The 22,136-nt window shown below is 64.7% G+C and carries 16 protein-coding genes; 7 read left to right on the top strand and 9 right to left on the bottom strand.

Features of this window, described 5'->3' with window-relative positions; all coding sequences use genetic code 11:
• Position 1: 1 nt before the first annotated feature.
• Positions 2-1,243 (bottom strand): dipeptidase, encoded by a 1,242-nt coding sequence (locus AC5P8Y_RS14895; RefSeq protein WP_033833558.1) that lies wholly within the window; start codon positions 1,241-1,243, stop codon positions 2-4.
• A 210-nt stretch (positions 1,244-1,453) separates the two neighbouring features.
• A complete protein-coding gene (locus tag AC5P8Y_RS14890; protein ID WP_005411721.1) occupies positions 1,454-2,623 on the bottom strand; it encodes a class I SAM-dependent rRNA methyltransferase in 1,170 nt (389 codons plus the stop codon).
• 305 nt (positions 2,624-2,928) lie between these two features.
• Between AC5P8Y_RS14890 and AC5P8Y_RS14885 the strand changes: the two genes are divergently transcribed.
• Positions 2,929-3,891: a TerC family protein gene (locus AC5P8Y_RS14885; RefSeq protein WP_010487446.1), complete on the top strand. Its 963-nt coding sequence runs from the start codon at positions 2,929-2,931 to the stop codon at positions 3,889-3,891.
• Between the two features lie 106 nt (positions 3,892-3,997).
• Positions 3,998-4,768, top strand: a complete 771-nt coding sequence (locus tag AC5P8Y_RS14880) for a rhomboid family intramembrane serine protease (RefSeq protein WP_495202039.1) — start codon at positions 3,998-4,000, stop codon at positions 4,766-4,768.
• A 112-nt stretch (positions 4,769-4,880) separates the two neighbouring features.
• On the opposite strand, the gene AC5P8Y_RS14875 is transcribed toward AC5P8Y_RS14880, so the two are convergent.
• Positions 4,881-5,996: a glycerophosphodiester phosphodiesterase gene (locus tag AC5P8Y_RS14875; RefSeq protein ID WP_005411724.1), complete on the bottom strand. Its 1,116-nt coding sequence runs from the start codon at positions 5,994-5,996 to the stop codon at positions 4,881-4,883.
• Positions 5,997-6,190: 194 nt separating this feature from the next.
• On the opposite strand from AC5P8Y_RS14875, the gene AC5P8Y_RS14870 reads away from it, so the two are divergent.
• Entirely contained in the window at positions 6,191-7,285 is a 1,095-nt protein-coding gene (locus AC5P8Y_RS14870; RefSeq protein ID WP_239501115.1) for a beta family protein, read from the top strand.
• Here the strand turns inward: AC5P8Y_RS14870 and AC5P8Y_RS14865 are convergent.
• The 6 genes from AC5P8Y_RS14865 to rpmH all read right to left on the bottom strand — a co-directional run bounded on the left by AC5P8Y_RS14865 (position 7,233) and on the right by rpmH (position 14,474).
• Positions 7,233-7,820 (bottom strand): sce7726 family protein, encoded by a 588-nt coding sequence (locus AC5P8Y_RS14865; RefSeq protein ID WP_080264262.1) that lies wholly within the window; start codon positions 7,818-7,820, stop codon positions 7,233-7,235. The genes AC5P8Y_RS14870 and AC5P8Y_RS14865 overlap by 53 nt on opposite strands.
• A gap of 106 nt (positions 7,821-7,926) precedes the next feature.
• Entirely contained in the window at positions 7,927-9,276 is a 1,350-nt protein-coding gene (gene mnmE / locus AC5P8Y_RS14860; RefSeq protein WP_024958544.1) for a tRNA uridine-5-carboxymethylaminomethyl(34) synthesis GTPase MnmE, read from the bottom strand.
• Between the two features lie 3 nt (positions 9,277-9,279).
• Positions 9,280-11,952 carry a polysaccharide deacetylase family protein gene (locus AC5P8Y_RS14855; protein ID WP_033833511.1) on the bottom strand — a complete coding sequence of 891 codons (2,673 nt, stop codon included), beginning with the start codon at positions 11,950-11,952 and terminating at the stop codon, positions 9,280-9,282.
• Positions 11,953-12,115: 163 nt separating this feature from the next.
• The gene (gene yidC, locus AC5P8Y_RS14850; protein ID WP_111173401.1) at positions 12,116-13,834 is read right to left on the bottom strand and encodes a membrane protein insertase YidC; all 1,719 of its coding nucleotides are present in this window, start codon (positions 13,832-13,834) and stop codon (positions 12,116-12,118) included.
• Complete coding sequence (rnpA, locus tag AC5P8Y_RS14845) at positions 13,834-14,328, bottom strand: ribonuclease P protein component (protein WP_005411728.1); 495 nt, start codon at positions 14,326-14,328, stop codon at positions 13,834-13,836. The genes yidC and rnpA overlap by 1 nt, the downstream gene beginning before the upstream one ends.
• Positions 14,329-14,333: 5 nt before the next feature.
• A complete protein-coding gene (gene rpmH / locus AC5P8Y_RS14840; RefSeq protein WP_005411729.1) occupies positions 14,334-14,474 on the bottom strand; it encodes a 50S ribosomal protein L34 in 141 nt (46 codons plus the stop codon).
• A gap of 256 nt (positions 14,475-14,730) precedes the next feature.
• Between rpmH and dnaA the strand changes: the two genes are divergently transcribed.
• From dnaA to gyrB, 4 genes are all read left to right on the top strand, one after another.
• A complete protein-coding gene (gene dnaA, locus AC5P8Y_RS14835) occupies positions 14,731-16,062 on the top strand; it encodes a chromosomal replication initiator protein DnaA (RefSeq protein ID WP_005411730.1) in 1,332 nt (443 codons plus the stop codon).
• Between the two features lie 275 nt (positions 16,063-16,337).
• On the top strand, positions 16,338-17,438 hold the full coding sequence (gene dnaN, locus AC5P8Y_RS14830; protein WP_005411731.1) for a DNA polymerase III subunit beta: 1,101 nt from the start codon (positions 16,338-16,340) through the stop codon (positions 17,436-17,438).
• A gap of 995 nt (positions 17,439-18,433) precedes the next feature.
• Positions 18,434-19,528 carry a DNA replication/repair protein RecF gene (gene recF, locus AC5P8Y_RS14825; RefSeq protein ID WP_495202038.1) on the top strand — a complete coding sequence of 365 codons (1,095 nt, stop codon included), beginning with the start codon at positions 18,434-18,436 and terminating at the stop codon, positions 19,526-19,528.
• A gap of 112 nt (positions 19,529-19,640) precedes the next feature.
• Positions 19,641-22,100 carry a DNA topoisomerase (ATP-hydrolyzing) subunit B gene (gyrB, locus tag AC5P8Y_RS14820; RefSeq protein WP_049402914.1) on the top strand — a complete coding sequence of 820 codons (2,460 nt, stop codon included), beginning with the start codon at positions 19,641-19,643 and terminating at the stop codon, positions 22,098-22,100.
• Positions 22,101-22,136 lie beyond the last annotated feature (36 nt).

Here is a 22,136-nt window from a genome sequence, read left to right as displayed (position 1 = left end):
GTCAACCGCCCTGCTTTGCCGCGTAGTCCTGCGCCTGGCGCATCACCCGCAGCAGGTTGCCGCCCCAGATGCCGGCAATCTGCTGCTCGGTGTAACCCTTGCGCAGCAGCCACGCGGTGATCTTCGGCAGCTGGCTGACATCGGGCAGGTCGCTCAGGCCACCGCCGCCATCCCAGTCCAGGCCGATGCCCACGTGCTCGGGGCCGACCACCTTGAGGATGTGCTCGAAGTGGGCGAAGAAGTCGTCGAGGCTGGCATGGCGCACCGGGTGCTCGTGGTCCAGCGCCTGTTCGGCCTTCAGCAGGGCAACACCCTGCTCGATGCCCATGCCTTCCCAGCCACCCAACTGCTTGCTCAGCGCTTCCTCGGCCTGCTTGCGCTCGGGTGTCTTCGCCGTGTCGATCAGGTAGCCGCCATAGGCGTTCACCTGGATCACGCCGCCGGCCTTGGCCAGCTTGCGCAGGCGCGGGTCATCAAGATTGCGCGGGTGGTCGTAGACCGCCTTGGCTGAGCTGTGCGACAGCACGAAGGGCACCGGCATCATTGCCAGCAGGTCATCGAACACCGCGTCGGACGCATGCGACTGGTCGATCACGATGCCCAGCTTCACCGCCTGCTGCACCAGGCCCTTGCCGGCCGGGCTCAGGCCTTTCCATTCCGCTCCCTTGGGGTCGGTGGCCGAATCGGCGAACTCGTTGTTGGCGAAGTGCACGGTACTGAGCAGGCGCAGGCCGGCACGGTGGTAGAACGAGAGCAGGCTGGGGTCTTCCACCAGCGGGCTGGCGTTTTCCATGCTGATGTAGACCACGCGCTTGCCGGCGGCCTTGATGCGTGCCGCGTCATCGGCGGTCAATGCCAGCGCGAAACGCTCGGGATTGGCGGCCAGCATTTCGCGGATCTCCAGCAGCCGCTGCAGGCCATGGTCACGCTCGGCGAGGTGCGCGGCTGGGCTGCGGTCGCCCTGATCGGTGTAGATCGCCCAGAAGCCGCCGTCCAGCGCGCCCTCGACCATGCGCGGGTAGTCCACTTGCGAGAGTGCGTTGCGGTCGTGGCGCTGCTCGATGTCGAAGCCGGTCCGGCCGAAATTGGCCGGCGTATCCAGGTGGCTGTCGAGCGTGACCAGGCGCTGCTGCAGGGCCTTGGCGCGGGCCAGTTCCTGTGCGCTGAACTCGATGGCATGAGCCGACAGCGGCGCACACAGCGCCAGGGCAAGCACGACGGACAGGTGGCGCAACGATGGCATGGGCTCTCACCGGCAATGGGAAGAGCCCGACCATAGCGCTGCGGCCGGCAGATTTGTAGAGTCGGGCTCACGCTCGGCTGCCAGGCACCGCGAGTCGAGCATGAATCGTATTCACGGCTCAGCGGCCAGCTTCCCGCGCATTGCGATGCGTTCGAAAAAATGGCGCCCCCAGGATCAGGTGGCTCGGCTCGCCTCTACATCGTCCCGCGGTCAGTCGACCACGCGGCAGAACACGGCCTTCAGGTAACGCGATTCCTGCACGTGGGCCATGAACGGATGGTCCGGACCCGCACCAGCGACCTTCAGGATCTGGATCGTGCGGCCGGAGAAATAGGCCGCGCGGCGCAGCATGTCGAGGAACTGGTCCTCGGCCACCAGGCCGGTGCAGGAGAACGTGGCGAACAGGCCGCCCGGCTTGACCACGCCCAGCGCCAGCTTGTTCATGTCCAGGTACTTCTTCAGCGCGGTGATGACCTGGTCGCGGTCGCGGGTCATCTTCGCCGGATCCAGGATCACCACGTCGTACTGCTCGCCGCGGTTGGCGGCGTCGCGCAGCCACGGGAAGATGTCGGACTGGATGAACTTCGGGCGCACGTTGTTCAGGCGCGAATTACCCTTGGCGATCTGGATGACGTCCTCATCGATGTCGATGCCGACCACTTCCGAAGCGCCACGCGCAGCGGCATACACGGCGAAACCGCCGGTGTTGCAGCACAGGTCCAGCACGCTCTTGCCTTCCACCTGCTGGCTCAGCCACTCGCGGTTCTCGCGCTGGTCGGCGAAGAAACCGGTCTTGTGCGCGCCGGCCGGGTCGGCGCGGAACTTGATGCCGTACTCGGTGATCACCGACGCCTCGGTGGTGGTGTTGCCGTGGAAGTCGAAGCTCTCCTGCTTCTGCACGTGTTCGTCGGCGAAGCTGTGGAAACGGCAGCCCGGGAACTGCTCGCGCAGGGCGTCGTAGATCCATTCGCGGTGGCGGAACATGCCGGCGGCGAAGAACTCGACCACCACCAGGTCGCCGTAGCGATCCACCACCAGGCCGGACAGGCCGTCGCCTTCGCTGTGCACCACGCGCCAGGCGTCGGAGACCGCGTCGAGCTTCAGCACCTCACGGCGCAGCGACACCGCCTGGGCGATCTTGCGCGAGAACCAGCCGGCATCCACCGGCACGTTCTGATCGGTTTCAAGGATGCGCACGGCAATGCGCGAGTGCCCGTTGTAGAACCCGCGGCCAATGAACTCGCCATCGATGCCGACCACGTCGACGATGGAACCGGGCTTGGGCCGGACGGTCGGCTTCTCGACCAGTTTCTGGAAGATCCACGGGTGGCTGGAACGCCACGCATTCTTGAGGCGGACAATCGGAAGGGGGGTATTCATCCACCCATTGTAAACCGGGCGCCGGGGTCGGAGCCCCTTTGGGGATCCGACCCCTGGCCTCCCCCCCATTTGACGGCGGCGGGGCCAGACGGCAGAATCGGCGCCAGAAGGGGAGTAGCTCCCAGACGTTGTCGCCGTCATTTCGAGCCCGCAGGCTCCGGTGCAACGGCAGTTCCAGCCGACTGGAACTGCGAGCGAGACCTTCGCCGTACTGGCGAAGCTCTGTCCCTGGATCCCCCTCCCGATCCTCCGTTGCAGATCCTCGCCGTCCGGCCTGGCATTCATCTTTCCAACGGACATTCCCAATGCAGACGATCGGTAACGTGTGGTTGTGGGGCGGCTTCGCAGCGGTGGTGGTCATCGCCCTGCTGGTCGACCTCGTGTTGATGCGCCATGGTGGACCGCACAAGGTCACCTTCAAGGAGGCCCTGTGGTGGTCCATCGGCTGGGTCGCGCTGGCCCTGCTGTTCAATGCGGGCCTCTGGTACTACCTGAATGAGACCGCCGGCCAGGTGGTGGCCAACAAGGTCGGCCTCGAATTCCTGACCGGCTACCTGGTCGAGAAGGCGCTGGCGGTCGACAACATCTTTGTGTTCCTGATGATCATGAGCTACTTCGCGGTGCCGGAGGAGCAGCGCCAGAAGGTGCTGATCATCGGCATCCTGGGTGCGATCGTGCTGCGTACGATCATGATCTTCGCCGGCAGCGTGCTGATCAGCCAGTTCCATTGGCTGCTCTACGTGTTCGGCGCCTTCCTGCTGTTCACGGGCTGGAAGATGTGGTTCGCCGCCGGCCAGGAGCCGGACCTGGAGACCAATCCCGCCCTGCGCTGGATGCGCAAGCACCTGCGCCTGCTGCCGGACTATGCCGGCAACGCACTGAGCGTGAAGCGCGACGGCGTGCGCTGGTTCACCCCGCTGTTCGCGGTGCTGATCCTGATCGCGGTCACCGACGTGATCTTCGCCGTGGACAGCATCCCGGCGATTTTCGCGATCACCACCGACCCGTTCATCGTGCTCACCTCCAACGTGTTCGCGGTGCTGGGCCTGCGCGCGATGTTCTTCCTGCTGGCCGGCATGGCCGACCGCTTCCACCTGCTGCCGTACGGGCTGGCACTGGTGCTGGGCTTCATCGGCATCAAGATGATGATCATCGACCTGTTCAAGATCCCGACCCCGGTCTCGCTGGGCGTGGTGGCGGTGATCATCGCCGCCACCGTGGTGCTCAGCTTGAAGTACCCGCCGAAGGAGGGCGAAGGCCAGGCCTGAGCCTGAACGGCTGAACGGCGCGGCCGGTGGGATTGTCCCGCCGGGCGTATCCACTTTCCCGCCGCGGTGGCCTTGGTTTCGCGCCAGTCACCGCCATTGCTGAGGTATGGACAACAACGCGCCCCTGCCTGCCGGCGACGTACCGGCCCCCCGCAATGACCGCTCGCGCATCCTGAGGGCGTTCAATGTCAACCTGGCCGCCGTGCTGGTGCTGGTGGCCGTGTTCGCCCTGCAGGGCACCTTCGACTGGCGGCTTTGGGCCGTGGCGCCACTGGAAGCGAAGGGACTGCTCGGCCTGATCGGCGGCCCGATGCTGCATGCCTCGGTCGAGCACATCGTCGCCAACAGCATCGCCATCCTGATCCTCGGCACCCTGGCAGGCAGCGTCTATCCGAAGGCCACCGTGCGCGCCCTGCCCCTGCTGTGGCTGGGTTCGGGCCTCGGTGCATGGATGCTGGGCAACCCCGGCAGCGTGCATTTGGGCGCCAGTGGCGTGACCCACGGCCTGATGTTCCTGCTGGCCAGCCTGGGCCTGCTGCGGCGCGACCGTGCGGCAATCGCCACCGGCCTGATCGGCATGCTGTTCTACGGCGGCATGCTGATGACCATCCTGCCACACGCCGATGGCGTGTCCTGGCAGTCGCACATGGGCGGTGCCTTCGCCGGCATCATCGCCGCGCTGCTGTTCCGCAATGCCGACCCGCTGCCGCCGCGCCCGCGTTACAGTTGGGAAGACGAAGAAGAAGACGTCGAACCGCTGCCCGACGATGAGCTTGAGCCGCCGTCACCGCAGCGCGTGCCGGTGCTGTGGCAGCCGCGCGAAGGTCAGGACTACGTGGTGATCCCGTTCCGCCGGCCAGACGAGCCGCGCGGCTGAAAATGCCCCGGTAGTGCCGGCCGCTGGCCGGCACCCTCATGAACCGGTAGTGGCCGACCTTGGTCGGCGCGGTTGTTGTGTGCCAACCAAGGTTGGCACCTACCAGAGTCCGTCAGTTCGCCGCATTCCCCGCCGCGCCCATGCCATCCACCGCCTGCCGGCCCAGTGCCGGGTCATCGGTGAAGAACGCATCGATGCCGGTGGCCAGATAGGCACGCATCTCGGCAATCGAACCCTCGGCATTGCGCGCGTTGTCGGCGCCCTTGCGCAGGTTGCTGGCCTGGAAGTGGTTCTCCGGACGGAAGGTGTACGGAATCACCATCAGGCCCACTGCATGTGCGTCCTGTACCAGCGTGGTCGGAGTGCTCAGCGCGCCCTTGGCGTCCAGCGGAATGATCGAGCGCAGTTCCGGGCCGATGCTGTCGGCGTAGCTGGCGATGTCCTTCAGTCCTGCCGGGGTCATCATCTGCGCGTAGGTCAGCTTTCCACCGGCCTTGGCGATGTCGGCCGGCTGGGTGTCGCCCTTCCACAGCAGTTGCAGCAGGCGGATGTTGCTGCCGCGCGGGATCTTGCCGCGCAGGTAGCGCAGGTTGGCGGTCTCGAACGACTGGATGGTGACCGGGCCGACGTTGGTATAGGCATTGCCACGCAGCGCGGTCAGGAGCTTGTCTTCCATCGGCAGGCCGATCGACTGGAAGTAGGTCGGGTGCTTGATCTCCGGCACCAGGCCGATGCCACGGTTGGCACGCCCGGCCTGCTGGACAAGGAATGCGAGGATCTCGTCCAGGCTGGCGATGCGGAACTGGCCGTCATAGGCGGTGCTGCGCAGTTCCGGCAGGCGCTCGCGCGCGTACAGGGTCTTCAGCTCGGCCAAGGTGAAGTCTTCGGTGAACCAGCCGTCCACCTTCTGCCCGTCGATGACCTTGCTGGTGCGGCGGCTGGCGAATTCGGGATGCGAGGCCACATCAGTGGTGCCGCTGATCTCGTTCTCGTGGCGGGCCACCATCACTCCGTCCCTGGTCATCACCAGGTCCGGCTCGATGTAGTCGGCGCCATCGGCGATCGCCTGCGCATAGGCGGCCAGGGTGTGCTCGGGCAGCAATGCGCTCGCCCCGCGATGGCCATAGACCGACACCTTGTGCGCGGCCGGGGTGGAGGATTCAGCACTCATGGCCACCGATGGTGCCACGGCCAGCGACAACAGCAACGCACAACCCCACGACTTCACTGCGACTTCCCCAAGCGGTATGTGATGGGCTTCAGTATGCGGCGGCAATGTGACAGGTGGGGGACCTGGAGTCGGATCCCCGCAGGGGCTCCGACCTGAGCGCTCCCCCCATTCTTCAAACAACTCTGATTGAAGCGCTGCACGGCCCGCGACTAGCCTCGGATGACCAACAGCGAAGTTGTCAGGGGCAGATCATGAAACAACTGATGTACATGCCGATTCTCAAATGGCGACAGGGAGAGTATCTCGCGGTGGGTCGTACCAGCGAAGGAGTCAAGGATGGGATCTATCCCCTGTTCGAGATCCCGATCGAGCAGTGGGACTTCGAGAACGATGCACCGGCCAAGTCACTCGATGACCACCTGAAGAACGTAGGCAGGCGTCTGAGCAGTAACTGGAAGGCGCGGCGCTGCCTGTTCGATTCGCCCTATCTTGCCGGTGACGACACCATGGCGGACGGCCAGCACCATCTGGAGCGGATCTTCCACCTCACTCGCACCGCAGGATGCCAGGCCATTCCCGTGACCGGCATTGACCGGCATGTCGACTACCAGCAGGCGGTGGCACGCATCGTCGCCCGCGATGATCGTGGCTGCGGATTACGGCTGGTGCCGGATGATCTTGAAGGAGGGCACCTGGCCCGGATCTCAGGGTTGCTGAAACTGTTGGGCGTGGTATCAGGTCAGGTGGACCTGATCCTCGACAGCTCGACCGATGTCGCCGACTCGCCCACGCTGCAGGCATCGACCTGGCAGGCATGGATTGCGGCCGTTCCGGATCTGGCCGACTGGAGATCGATCACCCTCGTGGGTGGTAGTTTCCCTGCCAGCCTAAGCCCCTCTTCAAGCTATCGCCCACATGGCGATGTGAACCGCCGGGAATGGCGCGCGTACACGCGGCTAGCCCGCATGCACACTGAACGAATGCCGTGGTTTGGTGACTATGGCTGCGCTTCTCCACAGACGGAATTGATGGATCCTCGCCTGTTCGACCCCAACGCCAAGATCAAGTACACGATCGATGATCAGTGGCGGATCGTTGTAGGTACCCAGATCAAGCGCAACGGCCGCGACCAGTACCGTGATCTGTGCCGGCACCTGGTCTCCGATCTGCCGGTGGTCTTCATGGGGCGCGGCTACAGCTGGGGCGATGCGTACATCGAAGACTGCGCAAACAGTGTCACCAGTACCGGGGGAAGCTCGACCTGGCCAACGGTGGCGACCAACCACCATATGACTAAGGTTGTTCGCGACCTCGCCAGTCTGACCGGCGCTTCAACTGTTCCCTGACCAGCGCACGGATTTCCGCAAGACTGTAGAGCTCCGACAGACGTTCACATAGCGCTGCGCGGTTGCCGCGCAGCGCTGATTTTTCAGGCGTCCGCCTGCCGATCAGAGCAGAAATTTCATCGCGCCAGAGCAGTGCTGCGACGGCCGTCGCGCTCACTGATGGATTGAGTTTTGCAGGCCGCACTAGTTCTAGCCTCACTGCGTTGCGCGCTCCACGTGATGCCAGCCTGACCCCCCACCAAGCAGGCAACGTATCCAGGGCATGGTCCAAATGGCGCTTGCCCACCACGATCGTCGCCTTGTCGAGGACATCGGAGTAGAACTGCTGCTGCAATGGAAGTCTCCGCAGGGTGTCTACATCACTCTTGATCTCGTAGCCGTGCAGATGGCCATTGATGACACAGACATCGACCCGGCAGGCGCCGCGCGCAAGCCCCATTTCCTCCACCACAAGCGTGTTCGGATTTGCGACATGCTCAGCAATGACCTTGCCCAGCAGAGCTGATCGCACGTCACTGTCGGTTATCGGGTTCATGGCGGGAATGATATCAAGGAGGTGTCGCGCACAGGATTGAAACCCCCAGCCGTCAGTCATGAGTAAGCGAGGCGGTCAGAGCCCCTTCGGGAATCTGACCTCGGATCTACTTCCCGATGCAGAAACTGGAGAAGATCCTTCCAAGCAGGTCATCGGCACTCATCTGCCCGGTGATCTCGCCCAGCGCGTCATGCGCCAGCCGCAGTTCCTCGGCGGCCAGTTCCAGGTGCTCATGCGCCAGCTCGCCATCGGCGCGCTGCGCGTGCTCCTGCGCACGCTCGATTGCGTCCACATGCCGCGTGCGCGCGGAGAACTCGCCATCCACCTGCTCCCCTGCCCCGGCCGAAGCAATCGAACGCAGACGCGCATGCAGATCGTCGAGCCCGGCGCCGGTGGCGGCCGAAACGAACACCCGGTCCGGATCGTCCAGCGACGGCAACGCCTCCAGCAGGTCCGACTTGTTGTGGATGTAGACCTTGTGCGGCACCGCCGCCACGGCCTCGCCCAGCGCCGCTTCGCCAGCCGCCGGATCGCGCGCATCCAGCACGATCAGCGCCAGATCGGTGCGCTCGATTTCCACATGGGCGCGGCGCATGCCTTCGCGTTCGATGGCGTCACCGCCGTCGCGCAGGCCGGCGGTGTCGACCAGGGTCAGCTCCAGACCGTCCAGGCGGATGGTCTCGCGCAGGGTGTCGCGGGTGGTACCGGCGATGTCGGTGACGATGGCGCGTTCGCTGCCGGCCAGCGCGTTGAGCAGTGAACTCTTGCCGGCGTTCGGCGGACCGATCAGCACCGCGTGCAGGCCATCGCGCAGGCGACGGCCGCGTTCGGCATCGCGGCGCAGCAGGGCCAGATCGCTGCGCGCCTGTTCCAGCCCACGCCGCACCTGCGCGCCACCGAGCGTATCCAGCGGTTCGTCGGCAAAATCGATGGCCGCTTCCACGTGGATGCGCAGCAGCACCAGCTGCTCGACCACGGCGTCGATGCGGCGCGAGAACACGCCATCCAGCGAACGGCGTGCCGCGCGCGCGGCGCGGTTGTCGCCCGCGGCGATCAGGTCGGCGATGGCCTCGGCCTGGGCCAGGTCGAGCTTGCCGTTGAGGAATGCCCGTTCACTGAACTCACCCGGCCGCGCCTGGCGCGCGCCGAGCGCGATGCAGCGCGCGACCAGCTGCTGCAGCAGCACCGGGCTGCCATGGCCCTGCAGTTCCACCACTTCCTCGCCGGTGAAGCTGTTCGGTGCCGGGAACCACAGCACGATGCCATCGTCGATGACCTCGCCGTCGGCATCACGCAGGCGCGCGTAGTGCGCGTGGCGCGGACGCAGTGCAGGTGCGCCCAGTGCATTGGCGATGGCCGCAGCACGCGGGCCGGACAGGCGCAGCAGGCCGACACCGCCGGCACCAGGGGCGCTGGCGATGGCGACGATGGTGTCGGTGCGGATCGCGTCGTTCATGGCTCAGAGCTTCTCCAGCTGTGCGCGCGCCTGGGCCGCGCTACTGCCCTGCGGCTGCAAGGCCAGGTAGGTGGTGTAGGCCTGCTTGGCCTTGGCCTTGTCGCCGGCGTTGAAGTAGGCATCACCCAGGTTGAGATAGGCCACTGCACGCGAGGGGTCGATCTTCAGCGTGTTCTCCAGCCAGCGCGCCGCTTCGGCATAGCGCTGCTGGCGGTAGTAGACGAAGCCGAGGTTGTTGGCGGCCTGGGCGAAGTCCGGACGCAGCTTCAGTGCCTCGGTGAACTGCGCCACCGCCTCGTCGTACTGCTTCTCGCGGTACAGCTGCAGGCCGCGGTCATTGGCCTGCTGCGCGCGCTGGCGATCCGACGCCGGGCCCGCAGTGGGCACCACCAGCTTGGCCTTGCCGCCCTGCAGGTCGGCCACCGTCACCGGCGCCTGGCTGCCCTTGGCTTCGCTGGCGGCTTCAACCTTGTTGTTCAGTGCGATCGCATCGGCGGTCAACTGGCGCGTATCGGCATTGAGGAACTCCTGGCTGTCCGGCACCTGGAACACGAACTCGCCGCCCTGCGAACCGGGCAGGCTGCCGAAGGCCGGGGTCTGGTGTGAAACGGCTGAGACGGCCGGCGCAACGTAGGCGGCCAGTTCGGTACCGGTGATCAGCCCATCGCCGTTGAGGTCGCCCTTGCCGGCCAATGCCTGCAGCAGCACCCAGGTGAACACCGAGTGGCCGTTCGGACCGGCGTCGGCCACCTGCTGGTCGGCACCGCCGGCGGTCAGCATCTGCCGCGCGCTGCGCCGCGCGTTCTCGCGCAGGAACGACGACGACGATGGACCGCCACGGGTCAGGCCCAGGCCGCTGTAGCAGGCATCCATCACGAACATCACGTGCTTGGCCTGCATGCTCTCGGCGATGTTCTGGATGTCGGTCATCGCGATGGCGTCGGTAGCGAATTCCTTCGGGTCCGAATCGACCGGGATGATGTAGCCGAGGTCGCGCCCGGAGGCGAGCTGGCGGGTCGCGCCATGGCCGGCGAAGAACACGAACACGCGATCGTTCTTGCCAGTGCGGTCATCGGCCAGGCGGTCGTGGAAGGCAGCCAGGATGTTGTTGCGCGTGGCCTGCTCGTTCTTCAGCACGATCACCTGCGAGGACGGGAAGCCGAACTGCCCGGTCAGGGTATCGGCCACCGCCTGCGCATCGTAGCTGGCGTACTCCAGCTTCGGCCACTTGGCGTAGTTGTCGATGCCGACCACGATCGCCCAGGACTTCTCGTAGCCGGTGGTGACGGTGGCATCGTTGGTCGCGCCCTTGCGCGCACGGGCGACCGTGAAGTCGCGGCCGTTCCAGCCAGCGAACTGGTAGCCATCGGCGATCAGCCGGTCGAGGATCTGCGGCAGCGCCTTCACCGCACGATCGTGAATGTCGTGGAACAGGATGATGCCGCGCTGTTCCTTGTTCACCTGGTCGAGTACGCGCTGCACGATCGACTCCGGCACCGGGTCGGCCCAGTCCATCGAGTCGATGTTCCACATGATCGACTTCAGCCCGGCTTCGTTGAGCAGCTGCAGGCCTTCGGCATTGCGTGCGCCATAGGGGAAGCGGAACAGCGGCGCGCGCTTGCTGTCGACATCCTTCAGCAGCGTGTCGGTGTCCAGCACCTGCTGGCGCAGCGCGTCACCGGTGGTGCGCGACAGCTGGGCGTGGGTCAGGCTGTGATTGCCGACCGCATAGCCCTCTTCCATCAGGTTGCGGCTGATCCTGGCCATCGGGCCGAGGCTGACCTTGCCGTCGGCCTCGACCTTGCCCAGGTTGCGGCCCACTTCGAAGAACACGCCCGGCACGTCGTAGCGCTTGAGGATGGCCACCACTTCATCGGTATAGGCCTTGTGCGGGCCATCGTCGAAGGTGAGCACAACGGTCTTGGCCGGCAGGTCGCGGCCGAAGATCTCGCGGTCGCTGTCCTTCATCGACATCGGGTACGGCTCGATCACGCCGTAGTCGCGCAGGATCGCTTCGCGGCTGTAGTCCTTGTGCAGGTGGGCGATGTAGTCGTCCCACTTCTCACGCTTCAGTTCGATGGCGCGGGTGCGCTCGAAGCGGCTGAAGATGCGGGTCAGTTCCTGGTTGTAGTTGCGCTCGATCTCATCAAGCGCCTCCAGGTCCTCACCGATGCGCTGGTGCAGCTTCACCGCCGGCAGCGACGAATCGGTGCCGACCCGTTCATGCAGGTCACGCAGCACTTCGCGGAAGGCCAGGCGGTCGGCGTCGAACAGTTCCGGCGCCGACTCGATGTAGTCCAGCACGGTGCCGAGGGTGGCGAAGCGCTGCGGACTGGAGCCGCGCAGCAGCGTGTCGAACTGCGCGGCGATGGCCGTGCGCTGTTCCAGGCCATCGTGGAACAGCTGCTGGCCCACGCGCGTGGAGGTACCGCGGTCGGCAGCCGACTGCTGTTCCTCGTCGGCCAGCAGCACGATGATGCGGCGGTAGCCGTCGAGCTGCTTCTGCAGCGCGGCCAGCAACGGTGCAGCGGCGGGATCGGCGGCGGCCGCGGCCTGCGCGCTGGGCTGGGTGACCGTGGTCGCCGGCGCCTTCGCGTCCTTGTCGCCACAGCCGGCAACGACCAGGGTCAACAACAGCGACGGCAGGAACAGGCGGAACGACGACGCACGCTGCATGGTGGACTCGAAGGTGGGAGGAACGGTGTGCCGGCGATTCTAACGCCGCATGCGAAAAGCCCGCCTTGCGGCGGGCTTCTCATCGACCGGGGCGGTAGTAGAGTCGACTGTTAGTCGACTGCTCTACTGCCAGTCGACCAACAGTCGACTCTACAGGTCGGGATTACTTCTTTTTGACCGGGGCCGGCGCGGTGGTGGCCGGGACCGGCTCGCCGCCATGGCGCTTGGTCATCCACCACTGCTGCAGCAGGCCCAGGCCGCCGTTGACCACCCAGTACAGGACCAGGCCGGACGGCATGAAGGCCATCATGACGCCGAACACCAGCGGCATGAACTGCATCATCTTCTGCTGCATCGGGTCCATGCCCGGTGCCGGGGTCAGCTTCTGGGTGAACCACATCACTGCCACGTTGATGACCGGCAGGATGAAGTACGGGTCGCGTGCGGTCAGGTCCTGGATCCAGCCGAACCAGGGCGCCTGGCGCAGTTCGACCGATTCCACCAGCACCCAGTACAGGGCGAAGAAGATCGGCATCTGGATGAGGATCGGCAGGCAGCCCCCCATCGGATTGATCTTTTCCTTCTTGTACAGCTCCATCATCGCGGTCTGGAACTTCTGGCGGTCATCGCCATAGCGTTCCTTCAGCTGCGCGATGCGCGGCTGGAAACGACGCATCTTGGCGCCGCTCTTGTACTGGGTCGCCGACAGCGGGTACAGCACCAGCTTCAGCAGCACCACCAGGCCGACGATCGCCCAGCCCCAGTTGCCGACCAGCTTGTGCACCTGGTTCAGCACCCAGAACAGGCCCTGGCCGATCACCGCCATCATCGAGAAGCGGCTGTAGTCGACCACGCGGTCCAGGCCCGGCACATCTTCCTTGGCGATCAGGTTGACCAGCTTCGGGCCGACCCACAGGCGGGCTTCGGTGCTGGTGGACTGGCCCGGGGCCACGGTGAAGGCCGGGCCACGCGCTTCGATCAGGTCACGACCAGCCACCTGCGACAGCACGTAGTGTGCGGTCTGGTCCTTCTGCGGGATCCAGGCGGTGAAGAAGTGGTGCTGCAGCATCGCCAGCCAGCCGCCGGTGATGTTCTGGTTCAGCGTGCCGTCTTCCAGGTAGTCCTTGAACGCACGACGCTGGTACTTCTTGTCGTTGTCGTACCAGGTGGCACCGTTGAAGCTGAAGGAATCGGGGTTGGTCATGCTCCGCGACAGGATGGTCGGGGTGCGGTCCAGGGTGCGGTAGACATAGCCGTTCCACGGCGCGGCGCCAGCGTTGCTGACTTCGTCCTTGAAGCGCACGGCGTACTCGTTGCGCGAGACGGTCAGGGTGCGCTTGATGGTCACGCCGCTGTCGGCGGTCCACACGAACGGGATCTGCAGCTCGTTCTGGCCCTTGGCCAGCACGAAGTCCTTGGTGTCCCCCACCAGCTTGAAGCCGTCAGCGCCGGGGACCGGGGTGTTCTTGTCTTCGCTGGCCCAGCCACTGATCGCGCTGTACGGGTGCGCGGGGTCTTCGGTCAGCAGGCGGACCGGCGGGCTGCCTTCGTCCTTGGTCTGCGGGAACTGCAGCAGCTCGGCATCGAGCACGCGGCCGCCGTCGAGCACCAAGCGCAGCACGTCGGTGGTGACGGTCACGCGCTGGCTGGCCGGGGTAGCGCTGGCCTGGGCCTGTGCAGCGGCCGCCTGGCCGGGGGCGCCCGGCACCTGGGCGCTGGGGATGGCGCCGGGGTTCGCGCCCGGAACACTCTGTGCGGCTGCCGGGGCCGACGTGGTGGTTGGTGCCGGGGTCGGAGCAGCCTTTTCACGGCTCCACTCCATCCACAGCAGCACGGCCACCATCAGCCAGGCAAAAACGAGGAATACGCGGGTCTGGTTCATCAGCGGACAGGCTCGGCGGGGCCGGGACGCGATGCCGGCTCGGTCAAAGAAGGAGTTGCGATGCCATCAGGCGGCGGCATTGTGCCGTCCACGCCCGGCGTGGGCAATGCACGCAGGCGACGCAGCAGGCGCAGGAAGGCCTGGCGGATCTCGTCGTTGCTGGCGGAACGCGCAGCACTACGAGCCACGACGACAAAGTCGCCTGGCTGGATGTCGGTACGTGTCTGACGCAGGATGTCGCGCAGGACGCGCTTGATCCGGTTACGCCCGACGGCGTTCGGATCAACCTTGCGGGAAACCGCCAGACCCAGCCTGGCCGGCCGGTCAGCCGGCAGCCAGTGCAGGGTCATCAGCGGATCGGACACACGGCGGGCGCCGTTGAAGACCGTTGAGTATTCGGCACGCGTGCGAACCCGCGCAGAGCGAGGGAATCGCTTGCGCGGGTCTGCAGTATTCACTGTCGAAGGGATTGCGTCTGCCGCGGGGTGCGGCATGGCAATCAGGCGCTCAGGACTTTGCGGCCCTTGGCGCGGCGACGCGACAGGATCTTGCGGCCGTCAGCGGTCTTCATACGGGCACGGAAGCCGTGGTCGCGCTTACGCTTGAGGTTGCTGGGCTGGTAGGTGCGCTTCGTGGCCATTGGGGGCCTCTCGTATGAATGGGACGGAAAGAACCGGAAATTCTAGAGAGGTACCCTGCCCCAAGTCAACCCCTGGCAGCTACGCGAATTCACCGGGCTGTGCAATAGCTGTGGATGTTTTTGTGAATAAGTAGGGGACAAGCATTCCGAAGGCGGGCGCTCGGTGGTAGTCTGAGCCATCCATTTCCCCCCCTTTCAGGCCTGTGTTTGGGCGCCTTGTCGCGTCCATGCCCCGGCCACCGGACGATTATTGCTGATGGATGCTTGGTCCCGTAGTCTCGAGCGCCTCGAAGCGGAGTTCCCGCCGGAAGACGTTCATACCTGGCTGAAGCCACTGCAGGCCGATCTGCGCGTGGACAGCCTGGTGCTGTATGCACCGAATGCCTTCATCGTCGACCAGGTCCGCGAGCTGTACCTGGCCCGGATCCGCGAACTGCTGGCGCACTTCGCCGGTTTCAGCGACGTTTTTCTTGAAATCGGCTCGCGCCCGCGCCCTGTCGAGGCGCAGAACGCGCCGGTTTCCACGCCGTCGGCGCATGTGTCCAGCGAACCGCAGGTGCCGTTCGCCGGCAACCTGGACAACCACTACACGTTCGCCAACTTCGTCGAAGGCCGCAGCAACCAGCTGGGCCTGGCCGCCGCCTTCCAGGCGGCGCAGAAGCCGGGCGACCGCGCGCACAACCCGCTGCTGCTGTACGGGGGCACCGGCCTGGGCAAGACCCACCTGATGTTCGCCGCCGGCAACGCCATGCGCCAGGCCAATCCGGGCGCGAAGGTGCTGTACCTGCGTTCGGAACAGTTCTTCAGCGCAATGATCCGGGCCCTGCAGGAAAAGACCATGGATCAGTTCAAGCGCCAGTTCCAGCAGGTGGACGCGCTGCTGATCGATGACATCCAGTTCTTCGCCGGCAAGGACCGCACCCAGGAAGAGTTCTTCCACACCTTCAACGCGTTGTTCGATGGCAAGCAGCAGATCATCCTGACCTGCGACCGCTATCCGCGCGAAGTCGAGGGCCTGGAAGCGCGCCTGAAGTCGCGGCTTGCCTGGGGCCTGTCGGTCGCGATCGAACCGCCGGACTTCGAGACCCGCGCCGCGATCGTGCTGGCCAAGGCACGCGAACGCGGTGCCGAGATTCCCGATGATGTTGCGTTCCTGATCGCCAAGAAGATGCGCTCCAACGTGCGCGACCTCGAAGGCGCGCTCAATACCCTGACCGCCCGCGCCAATTTCACCGGCCGCGCGATCACCACCGAGTTCGCCCAGGAAACCCTGCGCGACCTGCTGCGCGCCCAGCAGCAGGCGATCAGCATTCCCAACATCCAGAAAACCGTTGCCGACTACTACGGCCTGCAGATCAAGGATCTGCTGTCGAAGCGTCGGACCCGCTCGCTGGCACGCCCGCGCCAGGTCGCCATGGCCCTGACCAAGGAACTGACCGAGCACAGCCTGCCCGAGATCGGCGATGCCTTTGCCGGTCGCGATCACACCACGGTGCTGCATGCCTGCCGCCAGATCCGGACCCTGATGGAAACCGACGGCAAGCTCCGCGAGGACTGGGACAAGCTGATCCGGAAGCTGAGCGAATGATGCACGGATGCCGATGAGGCGTCATCGCACAAAACGGTGCAGAATCCGGTAGCAAGCGCGGGACACGTTGTGGATAAAAATGGCGTTTGAAATCGCGTCGGTTTTATCCACAGCTTTCCCCACCCTCTGGGGGTCGGTAATACAGAGGGTTTCGATGCCTGAAATCCTTTTATTTACAAAGACTTAGCGTTGTTTTCCAGCGATTCTGTCTCTACCAGCACCACCAAGCTTTTGATTTATTCCACATTTTTTAAAGCATAGGGGCACGGAACCACATGCGTTTCACACTGCAGCGCGAAGCCTTTCTCAAGCCGTTGGCACAGGTCGTCAACGTGGTCGAACGCCGCCAGACCCTTCCGGTTCTGGCCAATTTCCTGGTCCAGGTGCAGAACGGCCAGCTGTCGCTGACCGGTACCGACCTGGAAGTGGAGATGGTGTCGCGGATCGCGGTTGAAGATGCCCAGGACGGCGAAACCACCATTCCCGCCCGCAAGCTGTTCGAGATCATCCGCGCCCTGCCCGACGGCAGCCGGATTACCGTCTCGCAGACCGGTGACAAGATCACCGTGCAGGCCGGCCGCAGCCGCTTCACCCTTGCCACCCTGCCCTCCAACGACTTCCCGTCGGTGGACGAAGTGGAAGCTACCGAGCGCGTGGCGATCGGCGAAGCAACCCTGAAGGAACTGATCGAGCGCACTGCGTTCGCGATGGCCCAGCAGGACGTGCGCTACTACCTCAACGGCCTGCTGTTCGACCTGCGCGGCGATGCGCTGCGCACGGTCGCCACCGACGGCCATCGCCTGGCCCTGTGTGAAACCGATCTGGCCAAGCCCAGCGGTTCCAAGCGCCAGATCATCGTGCCGCGCAAGGGCGTGACCGAACTGCAGCGCCTGCTGGAGAGCGGCGATCGCGAGATCGAACTGGAAGTCGGCCGCAGCCACGTTCGCGTCAAGCGCGACGATGTCACCTTCACCTCGAAGCTGATCGACGGTCGTTTCCCGGATTACGAAGCGGTGATTCCGATCGGTGCCGACCGCGAAGTGAAGGTTGATCGTGAAGCACTGCGTGCCTCGCTGCAGCGCGCCGCGATCCTGTCCAATGAGAAGTACCGCGGCATCCGCGTGGAAGTCTCGCCGGGCAACCTGAAGATCAGCGCGCACAATCCGGAACAGGAAGAAGCCCAGGAAGAGATCGAAGCCGACACCACGGTCAGTGATCTGGCCATTGGCTTCAACGTGAACTACCTGCTGGACGCCCTCTCCGCGCTGCGCGATGAGGAGGTCATCATCCAGCTGCGCGACTCCAACTCTTCTGCGCTGGTTCGTGAATCCAGCAGCGAGAAGTCGCGCCACGTGGTGATGCCGCTGCGTCTCTGACAGCAACCTGTTCCACGTGGAACCGAAGGACGCCCGGGATCTCCCCGGGCGTTTTTTTTTGCAGGTTCCACGTGGAGCATCGGCGATCGCGGAATCTCCGGGTCTGGTCGAATGTCTTGCCCGAGATTGCTGCTTGCCGATTGTTCTTGGTTGCCCCTCCGATGCAATCGGCCCTGCGCGGTAGGAATCCAGATTGCTGACCTGGGCGCTGCCCAGCCAACTTTGATCGAGTACGCAGTTCCAGGTCTTCAGCCTGATTGCAGGTAACCCGATCTGGTCGAATGGATGAAGCGGATCGCATCCCCTATCGCAGTGGTTGCTTCATCTGCAGACGTCACTGTCCACAGGCCTGATTGGGGCCGGATCAAAGCTGGCCTAGCTTCTAAATCTGGGTATAAATCTAAAGCATGGTGGTGATGGTAGGCCCAGATTTCGTGGAAAAATGCATTATCCAATTGATTTTCAAGAGATTTATGCAGCTGAAACCCCCTGTATAGAGGCCCCTCAGGCTGGGGGGGAACCTGTGGATAGTTTCGCAGGTCGGGCAAAAGGGCTTTTTTATCCACAGTTTGCCCATACCTTGTGTATAAGTCATACAGGCCCGCTGTGGACAGCGTGAAACGAACGGGCTGAATTCTTTGAAATCTGTGGAACCCTCCACGGCATCGCATCGTAGATTTCAAGAAATCCGCGCGGTGTTCGCGCAACCCACCGTCGGGGGCACCTGGCGATGCTCGCGGAATGAGGCTGAAATCGCTGAAATCTGAAGGCCTGTACTCTGCGCCGCCGCTCAGAATTCAAGGATTCCCGGGCATATCCAGACCCAGGCGAGCGCAGGTGAGGGAGCGCCACCACGTGGAACACGCGTGGGGTTGCCAGGCGGAGGCTTCAGCACAGTGGCGATGTCTGGCGCGCCACGGCTGGCTTGACCGATGCAGTAAGCTGATGGATTCCCTGCCCCACTACCGCCTCGTGCGGATGGTCTTTCGCGCCCCATGCTTATCCGCCGCCTCGCCCTGCACCAACTGCGTCGCTTCAGCGCGGTGGACCTGTCGCCCCAGTCGGGATTGAACCTGCTGACCGGCGACAACGGTGCCGGAAAGACCAGCGTGCTCGAAGCGTTGCACCTGATGGCCTACGGGCGCAGCTTCCGTGGCCGGGTGCGCGACGGTCTGGTGCGCCAGGGTCAGGAAGCGCTGGAAATCTTCGTGGAATGGGACGAACAGCGTGCCGATCACCCGCCCCACCGCCGAAAGGCCGGGCTGCGCCACAGTGGCCAGGACTGGAAGGGTCGATTGGACGGTGAAGACGTCGCGCAGCTGGGCAATCTCTGCGCAGCGCTGGCCGTGGTGACGTTCGAGCCGGGGAGCCATGCACTGGTCAGTGGGGGGGGCGAACCCCGCCGGCGTTTCCTCGATTGGGGTTTGTTCCACGTGGAACCGGATTTTCTCTCCCTGTGGCGCCGCTATTCCCGGGCGCTGAAGCAGCGCAATGCTCTGCTCAAGCAAGGCGGGCCGTCGCGGATGCTCGATACCTGGGATCACGAGCTGGCCGAGGCCGGGGAGCCGCTGACCAGCCGCCGTCAGCACTACCTGGAGCGTCTGCAGCAGCGCACGGTGGCCCTGGCCGCCCGCCTGGCTCCGCAACTCGGCATCCAGGGGCTGGAACTGAGCCCCGGTTGGCGGCGGCATGAGCTTCCCTTGGCCGATGCCCTGCTGCTGGCCCGGGAACGTGACCGGCAGGCCGGCTATACCTCGGTCGGCCCACACCGGGCAGACTGGAGTGTGGATTTCCACAGCATTCCGGGGCGTGATGCGTTGTCCCGTGGCCAGGCCAAGCTGACGGCATTGGCCTGCCTGCTGGCGCAGGCCGAGGACTATGCGGAACAGCGCGGCGAATGGCCGGTGATCGCGCTGGACGATCTGGCCTCGGAGCTGGATCGCACCCATCAGGCGCGGGTGCTGGAGCGCCTGCTCAATGGGCCGGCACAGATTTTCATCACCGCTACCGAAGCCCCGGCGGCGCTGCTGGACCTGACCCACATCGCCCGGTTCCACGTGGAACATGCACAAATCGTGGCTGTGCCATAGTGGGCACACCAGGGCCGCTCGACCCCGGCTGGTATAATTCGGGTTGGAATCCTTTCATTCTCGGCACATCGCTCCAAGCGGTGGCCGACCTGCGGAGCCTACGGCAAGCGCAATGAGCGACGAACAGAACACCCCGGCAAACAACGGCAATTACGACGCCAACAGCATTACCGCCCTGGAAGGCCTGGAGGCTGTCCGCAAGCGTCCCGGCATGTACATCGGTGACGTGCATGACGGCACCGGTCTGCACCACATGGTGTTCGAGGTCGTCGACAACTCGATCGACGAAGCGCTGGCCGGCCACGCCGACCACGTTGCGGTGACGATCCACGCCGACGGTTCGGTCTCGGTGTCCGACAACGGCCGTGGTATCCCGACTGGCAAGCACGAGCAGATGAGTGCCAAGCTCGGTCGCGAAGTGTCTGCAGCCGAAGTCGTCATGACCGTCCTGCACGCAGGCGGCAAGTTCGACGACAACAGCTACAAGGTTTCGGGCGGCCTGCACGGCGTCGGCGTCAGCGTGGTCAACGCGCTGTCGCAGAAGCTGCTGGTGGACGTGTTCCAGAACGGCTTCCACTACCAGCAGGAATTCAGCAACGGCGCCGCAGTGACCACGCTGGCCAAGCTGGAAACCACCACCAAGCGCGGCACTACCGTGCGCTTCTGGCCGTCCACCGTCGCCTTCCACGACAACGTGGAGTTCCACTACGACATCCTGGCCCGCCGCCTGCGCGAACTGTCGTTCCTGAACTCCGGCGTCAAGATCGTCCTTGCCGACGAGCGTGGCGACGGCCGTCGCGATGACTTCCACTACGAGGGTGGCATCCGCAGCTTCGTGGAGCATCTGGCCCAGCTGAAGACGCCGCTGCACCCGAACGTCATTTCAGTCACCGGCGAGCACAACGGCATCGTCGTGGATGTGGCGCTGCAGTGGACCGACTCCTATCAGGAGACGATGTACTGCTTCACCAACAACATTCCGCAGAAGGACGGCGGTACCCACCTGGCCGGTTTCCGCGGTGCGCTGACCCGTGTGCTCAACAACTACATCGAGCAGAACGGCATCGCCAAGCAGGCCAAAATCAACCTGACCGGCGACGACATGCGAGAAGGCATGATCGCGGTGCTGTCGGTGAAGGTTCCGGACCCGAGCTTCTCCAGCCAGACCAAGGAAAAGCTGGTCAGCTCCGACGTGCGTCCGGCGGTGGAAAACGCCTTCGGTGCGCGCCTGGAAGAGTTCCTGCAGGAGAACCCGAACGAAGCCAAGGCGATCGCCGGCAAGATCGTCGACGCCGCGCGCGCACGTGAAGCGGCGCGAAAGGCCCGCGACCTGACCCGCCGCAAGGGCGCGCTGGATATCGCCGGCCTGCCGGGCAAGCTGGCAGACTGCCAGGAAAAGGATCCAGCGCTGTCCGAACTGTTCATCGTCGAGGGTGACTCGGCAGGTGGCTCGGCCAAGCAGGGCCGCAACCGCAAGAACCAAGCGGTGCTGCCGCTGCGCGGCAAGATCCTCAACGTGGAACGCGCGCGCTTCGACCGCATGCTGTCCTCCGACCAGGTCGGCACGCTGATCACGGCGCTGGGCACCGGCATCGGCCGTGACGAGTACAACCCGGACAAGCTGCGTTACCACAAGATCATCATCATGACCGACGCCGACGTCGACGGCGCCCACATCCGCACCCTGCTGCTGACGTTCTTCTACCGTCAGATGCCGGAGCTGATCGAGCGCGGTTACGTCTACATCGGCCTGCCGCCGCTGTACAAGATCAAGCAGGGCAAGCAGGAGCTGTACCTGAAGGACGACCCGGCGCTGGACAGCTACCTGGCCAGCAGCGCGGTGGAAAACGCTGCGCTGGTGCCGGCCACCGGCGAGCCCGGCATCGAAGGCCTTGCGCTGGAAAAGCTGCTGCTGGCCTACGCGGCCGCGCTGGATTCGATCGAGCGCAACGCACATCGCTACGACCGCAACCTGCTTGAAGCGCTGGTCGATTTCGTGCCGATGGACCTGGAAAGCCTGCGCGCTGCCGGCGAAGGCGAGGGCCTGGATGCACTGGCCAAGCGCCTCAACCAGGGCAGCCTGGGCAGCCCGCGTTTCACGCTGGAACTGCAGGAAGCCAACGACGAGCGCCCGGCCGCTGTGCTGGTGACCCGTCGCCACATGGGCGAACAGCACATCCAGGTGCTGCCGATGTCGGCCTTCGAAAGCGGCGAACTGCGCGCGATCCACCAGGCATCGAAGCTGCTGCACGGTCTGGTCCGCGAAGGCGCGACCATTTCCCGCGGTGCCAAGTCGATCGAAGTCGACAGCTTTGCCAAGGCACAGAACTGGCTGCTCGAGGAGGCCAAGCGAGGCCGCCAGATCCAGCGATTCAAGGGTCTGGGTGAAATGAATCCGGAGCAGCTGTGGGACACCACGGTGAACCCGGAAACCCGCCGACTGCTGCAGGTGCGTATCGAGGACGCTGTCGCAGCCGACCAGATCTTCAGCACCCTGATGGGCGATGTCGTCGAACCGCGTCGCGATTTCATCGAAGACAACGCGCTGAAGGTCGCAAACCTGGATATCTGACACAATCGGGACACGGCCGGCGCGCGGGGAGGCGCG

It is taken from the genome of Stenotrophomonas sp. YJH_SMC_12-1 (assembly GCF_059370935.1).
Note: the sequence above shows the minus strand (reverse complement) of the source record. Positions and strands in the feature narration are given on the sequence as shown.